Annotated in this window: 12 protein-coding genes; 8 read left to right on the forward strand and 4 right to left on the reverse strand. The window is 53.9% G+C overall.

Translation table 11 applies throughout. The features are described from left to right. The first annotated feature begins 6 nt into the window (after positions 1 to 6). The 4 genes from ORD20_RS11505 to ORD20_RS11520 all read left to right on the forward strand — a co-directional run bounded on the left by ORD20_RS11505 (position 7) and on the right by ORD20_RS11520 (position 3784). On the forward strand, positions 7 to 1224 hold the full coding sequence (locus tag ORD20_RS11505; protein ID WP_146038965.1) for an MFS transporter: 1218 nt from the start codon (positions 7 to 9) through the stop codon (positions 1222 to 1224). Further along, positions 1221 to 2624, forward strand: a complete 1404-nt coding sequence (locus ORD20_RS11510; protein ID WP_103374299.1) for an FAD/NAD(P)-binding protein — start codon at positions 1221 to 1223, stop codon at positions 2622 to 2624. The genes ORD20_RS11505 and ORD20_RS11510 overlap by 4 nt, the downstream gene beginning before the upstream one ends. Next, entirely contained in the window at positions 2596 to 2961 is a 366-nt protein-coding gene (locus ORD20_RS11515) for a hypothetical protein (protein WP_103374298.1), read from the forward strand. Before ORD20_RS11510 ends, ORD20_RS11515 begins: the two co-directional genes overlap by 29 nt. Before the next feature lie 232 nt (positions 2962 to 3193). Continuing rightward, entirely contained in the window at positions 3194 to 3784 is a 591-nt protein-coding gene (locus ORD20_RS11520) for a recombinase family protein (RefSeq protein WP_031942676.1), read from the forward strand. 152 nt (positions 3785 to 3936) lie between these two features. Here the strand turns inward: ORD20_RS11520 and ORD20_RS11525 are convergent, their stop codons facing one another. The 3 genes from ORD20_RS11525 to ORD20_RS11535 form a co-directional block, all read right to left on the reverse strand. Next, positions 3937 to 4977, reverse strand: coding sequence for a hypothetical protein (locus tag ORD20_RS11525; RefSeq protein ID WP_031942675.1), 1041 nt, complete (start codon positions 4975 to 4977; stop codon positions 3937 to 3939). Positions 4978 to 5057: 80 nt separating this feature from the next. Beyond that, entirely contained in the window at positions 5058 to 5342 is a 285-nt protein-coding gene (locus tag ORD20_RS11530) for a hypothetical protein (RefSeq protein ID WP_103374297.1), read from the reverse strand. Then, positions 5281 to 5919 (reverse strand): RNA polymerase sigma factor, encoded by a 639-nt coding sequence (locus ORD20_RS11535; RefSeq protein ID WP_430626716.1) that lies wholly within the window; start codon positions 5917 to 5919, stop codon positions 5281 to 5283. The genes ORD20_RS11530 and ORD20_RS11535 overlap by 62 nt, the downstream gene beginning before the upstream one ends. A 368-nt stretch (positions 5920 to 6287) precedes the next feature. Here ORD20_RS11535 and ORD20_RS11540 point away from each other — a divergent pair, with 368 nt between their 5' ends. Further along, positions 6288 to 7163: a hypothetical protein gene (locus tag ORD20_RS11540; RefSeq protein ID WP_430626191.1), complete on the forward strand. Its 876-nt coding sequence runs from the start codon at positions 6288 to 6290 to the stop codon at positions 7161 to 7163. 136 nt (positions 7164 to 7299) lie between these two features. Then, positions 7300 to 7626, forward strand: a complete 327-nt coding sequence (locus ORD20_RS11545; protein WP_103374294.1) for a hypothetical protein — start codon at positions 7300 to 7302, stop codon at positions 7624 to 7626. Positions 7627 to 8769: 1143 nt separating this feature from the next. Here ORD20_RS11545 and ORD20_RS11550 read toward each other — a convergent pair. Then, positions 8770 to 10044 (reverse strand): tetratricopeptide repeat protein, encoded by a 1275-nt coding sequence (locus tag ORD20_RS11550; protein ID WP_103374293.1) that lies wholly within the window; start codon positions 10042 to 10044, stop codon positions 8770 to 8772. 181 nt (positions 10045 to 10225) lie between these two features. Between ORD20_RS11550 and ORD20_RS11555 the strand changes: the two genes are divergently transcribed. After that, positions 10226 to 10411 (forward strand): hypothetical protein, encoded by a 186-nt coding sequence (locus tag ORD20_RS11555; RefSeq protein ID WP_103374292.1) that lies wholly within the window; start codon positions 10226 to 10228, stop codon positions 10409 to 10411. A gap of 23 nt (positions 10412 to 10434) precedes the next feature. After that, positions 10435 to 11436 (forward strand): formylglycine-generating enzyme family protein, encoded by a 1002-nt coding sequence (locus ORD20_RS11560; RefSeq protein ID WP_103374291.1) that lies wholly within the window; start codon positions 10435 to 10437, stop codon positions 11434 to 11436. Positions 11437 to 11451 lie beyond the last annotated feature (15 nt).

Genomic DNA, 11451 nt, shown 5'->3' on the forward strand with positions numbered 1-11451 from the left:
AACCATTTGAAGAGGCCATTAGTGGCATTATTCTCCAGCCAAGTGCTATCGATCGTAGGGGGGCGTTTCATCGAATTAGGCATCCCGTGGTTGTTGCTAGCCACCAATCATGGTACGGCTTCCACGACCATCATGGCCATTATTCCGTTGGTCACGGCGGTTACGGCGCTACCACTCGGTCGATGGGTTCGGACAAAGCGACTGGCCCAAATGCCTGCCCAAGCAGAGTTGATTCAGGGTGGTATCTTTTTTGCTTTCGTCATTCTGATGGTGACAGGCGTTTTGCGACGCTTTGTCGTGCCTGGGTTAGTCATTGCTTTAATCCTCATTGGCATGTTTAGCACGGTGACGCGAATTACGTTAACTCCACAAGTGCGAAGCATTTTTGGGCGCGACAGCATGATTCGCGTGTCTAACTATTTGGAGGGTGCAGATGCCATAGGAACTGTCATCGGACCAGTCTTGGCTGGCGTGATTTTCAGTGTATGGGGCGGCATGGGAATTTTTGGGGCGTTAACATTGTTGTTTGTTGGATCCAGTCTTGGTCTGGCGATCCTCGGTCGTCATGATGCTACTGCGAGTGTGCAAACGCCAGCGAGACTCAACCACGTGTTTGATGGGTTACGCGTGCTCATTACGCCTCCCCTCTTGACGTTGTCAGTCGTCGACTGGGTCGCAAACTTCGTTTCAATCGCTGTCGTCTTTGATCTCGTTTTAATTGTCGCGCGTCACCTACATCTTCCTGATAGTTCCGCCGGATTGGTGTTTACACTCTCCGGCATTGGTAACTTCGTGGCCGTCGTAATCCTTGATCGCATACAAAATAGCCGACGGTTCCATCCCGTCAAGACTTTAGGTATAGCTTTAGGAGTCTCCGTGCTTGGATCAGTGGTGCTATTAACGTCGGGCACATACTACGGATTGACCGTCGGATATGTGGTGTTAGACGGTGGAATGGCAGCCATTTTTGTGATGAATGGTGCGATTCGAAATATGGTTACGCCCGAAGATAAGCTTGTCGCCATGCGGGCGGGGATAACGTTTTCTAACCAAATGGTCCGCGCGATTGGGTCTATGGTCCCTGGGGTGCTTTTTGCATGGTGGAATGGGCGTATTCTACTAGGAATAGTTGCGTTATGTGGTGTGGCACTTCTAGCCCTCGTGTGGTTTGGGCGCTCTGCACTAAGTGAAAATATCATCCGCGAAGGAGCAACACAGCAATGATAAGATACAACAAACGTTGTGATAGTGTGTGGCCCATCGAACTGGGCTTGGATGTTTTTACAGAAGCTATTAAATTACCCGAACAAAAATACATTCCTCTTCGACATGCGCCAAGCGTGGTAGACACACGTGTCGCGATCGTTGGGGCGGGTCCGACCGGAATATCATTGGCGGCCCGCCTTTGGCACATGGGATTGGGCGACAGCTTTGTTCTTCTTGATGAAAGAACGACGTTTGCCGAGTCGTTTGTAAGTCGGCTAATTGCTGTGGGACAACATGTCATGCGAAGCCCCTATCATCATCATCTCGCACCAGACGGAGATATTACCTTGGCGGCTTTCGGCCGACTACATTGGAGTGAGCTAGCCGCTTCCGAGCGACGCCAACTAGATCTTGCCCGGTTATCTGAGCGCTCTCTACCGTCCGCAAGGCTGTTCGTAGACCATATGTACCATATTATCTCGGCTCATCATTTAGCTCGGTCAGCCTTTCAGTTTCGGGTAACCGATGTCCATCGGGACGGTCAATACTGGATGTTGTGTGACGATCAGAATCGGGTTGTGCGCGCCGAGAGTGTTGTTTTTGCTATGGGGCAAATCAGCTCCATGACTTCATGGACTGGCACCCTTATTGATCCGCTTTCTCCCAACACGTCCTCTGGTAACCACGGGAATCTTGTGGGCGTCGTCGGGGCGGGGAACACCGCAGGGCACGTCATCCTCAATGAAGTCCGCGCGGGCTACAGAGTTCTGTGGTTCGTTCGTGAAGACGAACGGTATTCATGTACAGACGTGCCTCATAGGTTTTTCCGCGATGAAGGCATTGCAGACTACCTACGGCAACCGTTGTCATTGCGTCGTAAAGTGTTACAAGAAGCTTTCTTGGGCAGCTGTATGCCTGAGCATTATCGATTGTTCAAGGCATTCAAAGCTCACAACTTGGTGACGGTTGTGAATAAACCCGTGGTTAATGTGGCTCAAGCGAGAGATCTTCAGAAGGTCATTTGCTCAGACAGCCGAGTGTATCTTTGTTCCCACGTGTACAATGCGACCGGACTGAAACCGTCCCCGTTGCCTCGAATAATGCCCGATATTGCAACCGCGGGCGGGTATCCCGTTCTTCACGACACAACTCTCGAATCGGTAACGGCACCGAATATCTTTTTTGCAGGTATCCATAGCGCATTGTCCCTAGGACCGGCTAGTAAACTAATCGACGGGACGCGCTTAGCTGCGGAACGCATCCTGCCAGCTATCCGTTCGCGACTTTTGACCGACAGTATTGCGACAAGCTCACACAACTACAAGTTCGCGATTTTTGGCCGAATGCATGCCATCGGAGGAATGGATGTCAAAACAGGGGAGGATCTAGATGAAACAATCGCAGCTACCCGTTCATGAACTCGTCGAGCCTACGATGACCTTGTTGGAATTTGAATCGCCCATTCTGCTAGCGGGTGTGGGGATTTGCTGGACCTCCAGATCGTTGGAGGCCATAATGACGTTATCGGAAGCGGGTTTTCATAGTCGTTCCATTATAGCTGTTGCCCAGCAAATCGGCCAAGAACTCGTAGACCGGTGGCAGAGCTTAATAGTTGATCAGCATTTAATTGATCAAGGAGATCCTCGAAATACCGTCTCTCGTGTTCTTGTCGCTCTGGCAAAAATTCCCGAAGTGCATGGAAACGGTCCGCTAACGGCGCTCCTCGCTGCCTGCATCGCTCGTCAGCTAATTTAGGATAAGACATCCACTTTTATGAGTCATCGCCTGACATTCTAGTAAAAGCGTAATTACCAGAATGTGGCTTATGGCGGAAAATTAGCGAATCGTTGCCATACCCCAGTGCGGAGCTTACTGTCTCATATGGGTACACCCAACTGAGACTTGTTGCCAGGCACGGGTTGTCGCCGTTTCCAGCGTATCGTATGCTTGTCTCATTAATTATACCGGAAAAGGGAGCGAAACCCCCATGATCTATGGCTATGCCCGGGTCAGTTCGACCACCCAAAGTCTCGAGACGCAGGTCGCGCAATTGACGGCGTATGGCTGCCAGAAAATTTTTCAAGAAAAGCTGTCCGGGCGCTCGCTGAAACATCGCGCCCAATTTACGGCGCTCCTCGATGAGGTCACGACCGGGGACACCGTGGCGGTCACCAAACTCGACCGCTTTGCCCGGAGTACGCAAGATGCCCTCAATACCATGGCCACGTTGACCGAGCGGGGGGTGGCCCTCGTCGTCCTCAATATGGGAGGCGATGTGGTCGATACGTCGACCGCGATCGGCAAGCTCCTGATCACGGTGTTGGCCGGCATTGCCGAATTTGAGGCGGACCTCATCAAGGAGCGTCAAATCGAAGGCATTGCCGCAGCCAAAGCCCGGGGCGTCTACAAGGGGCGTCCCCGGACCTACACCATGCTTCATAAGGGCCTGGCGCATGCGTTGGACCTCTTCGATGCCAGAGACACTAATCACCTCACCGTCAATGACATTTGTGCGATGACGCAGGTCAGCCGGGCCACCTTGTATCGGTTGGCGCGAAAGACCGGCACCCAATCGTAGCGCAAGCGCGCCGGTCGACGGAACGAGTCCCCGTGACTCGCCCGATCATCAATGGTCCTCCAATCCGCTTGCACCCCCGGTTGTTCTCATGGGAATCTTGCCCCTGCGGGTGACGCGCCGCACGGTGTGATGGCACCGCCAATGGACGCCCGTTAATGACCCGCGCCGTATGGAATGTCGACGGGATAGGTGGCGGTCGGTAGCCCCAGAATGTGGGACGGGGCCGTGAGTCCGGAATACCCTTTGAGGGCGACGACTGCCCGAGTGCTCACGATCGGGTGTCCGGTGACCAAATTCAACGCCATGTATGCTCCCGCGGACGGCGTACCGAGAACCACGTCAGTCCCGGTAAAATTCAACACATCAAACACGGGGGCGGGCCCCGGGCCAAAATAAACTGGATGGCCATTGTAGCTTACACCCACAAAGAGACCAACGGGGGAGTCTTGGTAGAAATCCAACACAAAGGGATGGCTGTCCAATATGCCCGTGAAGCCTTCCACCCGGTGATAGGTCTGGCTCGAAAACGTGTGAGGTGACGGGGCAGAACTCGCGACAAACCCATTCGGCAGGGCTTGAGGAGTTTGTTGCCCGGTATAACGCTGAACCTGTTGCCCGGCGAAGGGCGGGGGACTCGTTGCTGTTTGCGATGAAGAGGACGCATGCACCACCACGTGGGTTTGCCAACCGACCATCCCATTGCCCACCGAAACAAGATAAGTCCCCGGTTGCGACCATTGGGCGGTGATTTGATACTGCCCTGAGACGTTGGTGTAGATCGTTTCCCCTGTAGGGTCATGGGGCAACCCCAGGATGGTCATTTTGGCATGCGGAGCGCCTTGACCGTTCGTCAAATAGACCGTGTCCGAAATCGTGGTGGGTTGTTGAGGCGTGATGGGATTCGGTTGCGCCGTCACGGTCAGCTTAGCGATTTGCGCCGGCGCGGGGGATGCGGTGGTCGTGGAAGGGCGAGTCGATGCCGCTGCGTGAGAAGAAGGCGCGGTGGTCGAGCTGGGGGGTGTGCTGGAAGATGAGGGCGATGATGTTACGCCGCTCGTGTGCACGGTGCCGGACACCGTATAGTTTCCGTGACCAGTTGGAGTGGCTGTCAGGTGGCCGGTGACTCCGCAACCGGCTAACGTCAGGGATCCCATGATGATGCCCGATAGAATGAGTGAATGTCGAATGTTCACGGTATCGTCCTCCTTGAATTGAATAACGAGAGAGTTTTTGAACGGTTTCTACGCCAAACGTTGTTGTTCCTCTCGTACGACTACGGCTTATAGGAACGCATCGAGTGGGCAATCGACAACGCTGTTTCCAGACGCTGCTGCACATCCGAGTAGGTCGTGACTTGATAGACGGTCGTTTCGCGATTCCAGGTGATGATCACCTCCGTGGCGATTCGCAGGCTCCCTTGAGCCGTGACACTGGCTGTACTGTTCACGACGAGATAGCCGCTCGTAGCCGGTTGGGGTAATGACAGGGACGTGAGATCATGGGTCAGTTGTCGCGCCTGTTGGCGTGCAAGCGTAGCCGACGGGGCATTGACGACCACCTGCCAGGGGCCTGCTATCCAGCGCAGACTGGTCGCCGCGAGCGAAGCAGCTGAAGTGTGACTGCTGGACTCTTTCCCGATGATCCCAGGGGCAATCGACACGAGGGTTGTCGGACCGGGAGCGACCGAGTACCCTGATTCGATTGTGAGTCCTTCGCGAAGACCCTCGCGTGCGGACAGTCTCGGATAGCCCGACCCTCGCGGCGATTTCCGCGACCGATAAGGATTGATAATAAAACAGCCACAAGCACTCCTGATCCGCGGGCGCCAAATGCCTCAGCGCATCTTCCACCGCGAGGCGTTGCACCACTTGCTGTTCCATCAGAGGATCGCTGGATTTCACCTCCTCAACACGCAGATTATTGGGTGAGTCGCGGTTCTTGCGACGCGCATCAATGATGAGGTGCCGCGCTGTCGTAAAGAGCCAACCGCCATGAACAACCTGGCGAGGATGGCGTTCGTGCCACTGATATAGCCGCCAAAAGATTTCTTGGGCAATGTCCTGCGCCAACTGTCGATCGTGCGTATGCGAAAGCACAAACCGGGCGATGGTGTCCCCCCAGTCCGCGCCGCCGATCGCTGACCGGGTCCTTTACTGCGCATTCATCAGGTAAAACGGAAGGAACGGCACCGACGTTGCAGCGGATACGCAGGAAAATTTTGCGTACCTTTCAATCGGATGCGATCACGTGACAGAGGCTACCCGATGAAGGGCAGCCTCTGTCAGGACTTCCGCAGTTAAGCGAGCCACCACCGATCGCTGTCGACAGCCAGGATAATCGACGTGATAGCGAAACGAGGGCGCCTCCAACCGATCGGGGCCAGGTTCTAAATCTAATCATAGGATTCCGAAAAATAGTGTAGTTGTAAAAAAGGATCTGAAGCCCTCGTCCAGAAATAGCCTATATGAGAGAATATTCTCTCTGTGACTGGAAGGGGGAATTTATGATGCACTTACTCGCAAAACAGCTTAACTCCACGATAAAAACCGCCATCGTTAGAGTCGCAATGGCTGGAGTGTTGTTAGCATCCTTTAGCTTAATGACACCCAACATTGCAAACGCATATAGCGCTCCCTCCACGGCGGGAAATTCCTTTTACGTCACATCGGCGTGGCTCAACGTTCAATCGAACGGCCATACTTTTGCTTATAACGAAGGTGCAAGCGGCGAGCCTAATGCTAGCGTTGTCGCAATTCTCGATTTTGGACGGCAAGAGTCGACGAGTTCGGGGTGGCAAGTGTTGTTAACTGATGGTACGGAGGAGACACAGTCATGGGTTCAAACTGTGGCGGAAGATTTCGCCTCCGGGTGGCAGAGCGACCACTCTACGACACTGACCGAGGCCATTGGCACAAACAATTCCGATTACGCATGGAGTAACGGTTCGAGCCTATGGGCCACTGCGGGAACCGACTGGGCCAATCTGGTCGATGCGGTAGCAAATCAGTCCTACCAGTACATCGCCGTTTACGGAGCCAATGACATCGAATCGTGGGCTGGGTCGTTTTCTAATGGCTGGGTAGCTACGGGAACCGACTCCACGGATTGGTGCCAAGCATATAACAACGTGAGTGGGTCCCAAACTACTATTGATTATGGAAGCGAAGCCTATGTCGAAGATCCTTCTGTATGGACACAACAGCAGGTTCACGAACGTTACATCGATAGGGTGGTTCTTTTGAAATGCAAAGGGGTGATCTGTCTTGGTCAAAATTCCACTGGCCTTATCCGCAACTGTGGTTGCGGCCACGAGCTGTCTGCTCGTGGGATGCGGGACAGGGTCTACACTACGATCAGTCGGTCAGCCTTCGAACGCTAGTAGCCCGGCGGCGCTCCGTCGATCATCCACGCCATCGGCGAGTATCCCGGCTACTCAGCCCACGCATTCGGTGAGTCCACGCACGTTTTCGGAACCGATTCATCCCGTGAGTGCTAAGGAGGTGGTCGGTAACGACATGTTTAATGGCGCACAAAGCATTTGGCGGGATGGCAACTGGAACGATCCGAAAACCTCCCTTAGCGGGCCGCGGTATGTTATCTCGTTCGCCGGAACGGGTAATAGCCGTCAAATCCCGTTGATTGAAGTATATAACGAAGATCGGACACCGTATGTTAACGGCGTCGAATGGGTCGATTATGTGTGTCCACAGCAACTTGGCATCCTTCGGATTACGAGCATTTCAAAGAACGGTGCGATCGTATATTTTGTTTCAGAAGAAGGCGTCCATGGCAGCCTCAATTTAGATACACGCATATGGAAATTCACCTCCTGTGAAAAATAAATGGCACTGCCAACATCTAGTGGTGAGCGGCTTTCCCTCCCCAACATACCGTCAGAGACCGTGACCCACCGGCTTCCATTTTTCATTCATGGGGGTGCCCCGAATCCGGGGCATGGACGTCTCTTAAAGGGGTCTGTGTAGTAACGGAACGAAAACTCGGCGTCGACGGTCAGCCGTCTGCCCCGCCTCTCACACAATCACCTGTCAGTGGTCAACTCAGCATTCTTATTCCTGTTTTTGGTTCCAATGCTACACAAACTAGACCGGGGCAAATTCGCGTTTTGTTGGCGGGTCTCCTTATTTATTTAGTGGGATATCAGCTTCATGGTTACTGGGCGCAGGGGCTCTAATTGACATCTCGGGGTTTTAGTCAAACTTACCCATGTTGTGCCAATATCACGGGAAGGCTCGTTGACGCATCACGAAATCTCTCCGTCTCCAACCATCCATCTCTATTGCACTTTTCGTTCCATTCACAAACCCCGCATTCAAATGCAGAAGAAGTTTTCTCTTATTGCCATTTTCGTTCCATTGCTACAGAAACCCCAACAGCATTGATTGGATTGGTACCCTAGATGAATCTGAATCACCGACTTTTGGTTGTGTTGACTGGGAATAGGATTTAATGGCCCAACGGAGAGGTGAAGCGTTAGCGCTGATAAGTCCGGATAACAGTTACACGTGCCTTTTTTCAAATGCCACCTCAAACTAAGACCTTGGCGAAGGGTAAATCCTCCGTTACTCATGGCGCATTTGCCCCTTTCTATTGGATTAATTCACGGTGCCAACTCTACTCTTTACGGGTATCCGGGATTTATGATGGATCAATTGCTTTCTATCTTGAACAACGATAGGACGTTTCGTGTTGATGGAACGTTATTTCTCAATGCACAATGTCCGCTGCAAATCGGTTGATGGGGGAGAAAACTAATGTACGAGCCCTCCGGCCCTTCGTCATATCTAATCAATTGAAAATACGGAACTATAGGGACAGTGCCGGAGCAGATGCACTCCCTGTGGACGACCAATGCGGAGGTCTCAAGATGCATACGGCAAAAGACCTATCAAACAATTTCCACAAGCAATTCGGCACTATCCGAACATTGACATCTACGTCGTTTAAGTGTCTTCGTATTGAACTTGTTAGTATAAGTAGCTCGTATTTAAAGCGCGGAATCGACGGATGCTGGCATTTAACTTTTTCACAGACCGCGGCTTCGCACGGGAAGCAATGTCGATCGCTTTAATAACCAGGGCGACCCGGAGGGTATCGTCCTCTAGCCCAGAAAGCGCATTCAGTACTTCGTCGAAGCGTTGAACCGCAGTGTCTGCGTCGTCGACAGATAGGGCCATCTCGGCATGCAAAATCCGAGAGGTAAACCATCCACGGCACCAATGATCGCCCAGCAAATCATAGGCCCGGTGAAGATATTGACGGCTGTCCTCCACGCGCCCTTGTTTCCAGGCTATTTCTGCCTGGGTGCCGGCCAATTCCCCCCATTGGTAAGCCTCACCCACTCCGTACCATTGCGGAGCTTCTTGGAGCCATCGCGCGGCTGCTTCCCAGTCTTCCATCATCGCGGCGGTATAGAGGCAATTGTTGAGAGCGGCGATGACGTGGTCCGTCTGGTCGACGCAGCCTCCATAAAATGTGTAGGCGGACTCAAAATACCCCATAGCTTCCGAATATTGCCCTCGGGCCAATGCCACGTTGCCTAATCCCATACTAAGGTGGGCGCGCAAATCCACTTGGGAAATTTTTGACTGCCAGGTTTGCCAATGGTGAGCGGCTTCCTCGTACCGGCCTAAGTTCCACAGGGCGACTCCGACATTATATGCCGAGCGTTCCCAAGACGGCCCAACAGCGGGTAGGGTGATCACTGCTTCCAGCATCGGTAATGCCTCCTGGGATTGATTCCGGAGCAATAACCAGCGGCCCACGGTGGCGCGCGCCTCAATTTCGATTTCAGTCCAATGGTGTTCGTGCGCGCGTTGGGAGAGGAGACGGCCGAGAAAGATGGCGCGTCGGTCATGACCGTGTCGCCAGTCCATCATGGCCAAGGCGAACAGCAGTTCAGCCGATACTTGCGGGTATCGAGACGACTGGCGTAGCAACCTGAGCCAGTTCCGTCGGACACAGCGATACGGCGGATCCGGCCGTGCCAGCAAGCGATTCCCCACCTCTAATGCCTGGCGAGGCTCCGTGGCTCGGTCCAAATAGAGTTCGTCCCACACCCCCGTGGGCAATTCCAGGCCTTGACTAATCGCGTCCAGGATCGAAACCGATGGGCACATACGATCGTGTTCAATTGCGTTAATGGTGGATGCCGAGACAAAACGGTGCACGGCAATCATTTTCCTATGGCGAGCTGTCCGCGCCGTGCGAATCGCCTCGCCTAGTGTCACTTCCTCCTCCACTTGGGACACCCCCTTCTTTCGGCGAGATATGCGGAAATGCATTTTTTGTATTTCTGCTGGTCTGACCTCGCTGGCACACTATACGGTTGCCCTCTTGCGGCAGCGGCCCCTTCCTCTTAATTTTATAACTGTCAAGCAATAGCGGCAATTGACACAAAGGTTCTCAAGGAGGAAGTCGAAAATGGCTATGCAATATATTCATCGCGTGGGACGACTCGTGGTGCTGACCCTCGCACTGCTGACGGTGTTGACGTTTGGTTTAACTCATAGACCCCTTGGGCATTTGGCGGCACCGTCTGCCGTGACCGTGGCAAGTAGCAGCACCACGGGGGCACCCGATACGGGGTCAGGCCCACCCATCGCGTAAGCGGTACCCAGGAGGAAGAGAACATGCCGCGTCATCCAATACGACTACCCGAACCGCATGCGATTAACTCTGTATCCCCACGTACGGCTATGGGCTTGCCCCCAGCCTACGTGTCCGGGCAATTGAACGACAACCTGCCACTAGCGGATAGCCGTGGGTTGTTAGGCGAGCCGGGCGACGCTTTGTCGCATCTTATCCACGAGGGATATCCCCCGCCCCTGCGATATCTGGCGGGAACAGTCCTAGCCTTAGCTGGGGATCCACGAATACAACCGCTCAATCCCAAGATGTTACCGGTGCCCGGCGGACTTTTACGTATGGGCACCGAGGCCTCCGAGGTCGATCGCGTATTGGCACGGTTCAACGACTTAAATTTGGCACGCCCATGGATTGAAAAAGAGGTCCCGACATGGACGGTGTCCATCCCCCCGTTTCGGTTGGGCCGATATCCGGTCACTAATCTGGAGTACGTAGCCTTTCTCCAAGATTGCCCCGAGGCTGCACTGCCGACCAGTTGGGCCTTTGGACAAATGCCCCCCGAACGCGCCAATCATCCGGTGTATTCGGTTCCTCTCCATGCCGCTCAACAATATGTGTCCTGGTTGTCTCAGAAGACTGGGCGACCCTTCCGACTGCCGACCGAAGCCGAGTGGGAATGGGCGGCCTCCGGGGGCGATAATCGGGAGTACCCGTGGGGGAGCACGTGGACGGACGACTGCGCCAATACGGTGGAATCCCATTGCTGGATGACCACGCCCGTCGGCATGTTTCCCAAGGGCGCAGGACCCTTTGGGCATCTGGATTTGGCCGGCAATGTGGAGGAGCTCGTCGACACGTACTATGGCCCGTATCCAGGGGGGCGTTGGATCGATGACGACCTCGCGGCATCGGGACCTTATCCCATAACCCGCGGGGGGAGCTTTACCCGCTTTCGGGATCTGGGGCGGTGCAAACGTCGTCATGGTTACCTGGATCATCCGCTCTACGCCATTGGGTTTCGGATTGCTGAGGACATGACCGACTGAAAGATTGGAGGAGGA

The sequence above is a fragment of the Sulfobacillus thermotolerans genome (assembly GCF_039623705.1).
Lineage (GTDB): Bacteria > Bacillota > Sulfobacillia > Sulfobacillales > Sulfobacillaceae > Sulfobacillus > Sulfobacillus thermotolerans.

Coding starts and splice junctions, on each gene's coding strand:
- ORD20_RS11555 (WP_103374292.1), top strand. CDS start 10,226: ATGGCTATGCAATATATTCATCGCGTGGGACGACTCGTGGTGCTGACC.
- ORD20_RS11540 (WP_430626191.1), top strand. CDS start 6,288: ATGATGCACTTACTCGCAAAACAGCTTAACTCCACGATAAAAACCGCC.
- ORD20_RS11545 (WP_103374294.1), top strand. CDS start 7,300: ATGTTTAATGGCGCACAAAGCATTTGGCGGGATGGCAACTGGAACGAT.
- ORD20_RS11515 (WP_103374298.1), top strand. CDS start 2,596: ATGAAACAATCGCAGCTACCCGTTCATGAACTCGTCGAGCCTACGATG.
- ORD20_RS11510 (WP_103374299.1), top strand. CDS start 1,221: ATGATAAGATACAACAAACGTTGTGATAGTGTGTGGCCCATCGAACTG.
- ORD20_RS11520 (WP_031942676.1), top strand. CDS start 3,194: ATGATCTATGGCTATGCCCGGGTCAGTTCGACCACCCAAAGTCTCGAG.
- ORD20_RS11560 (WP_103374291.1), top strand. CDS start 10,435: ATGCCGCGTCATCCAATACGACTACCCGAACCGCATGCGATTAACTCT.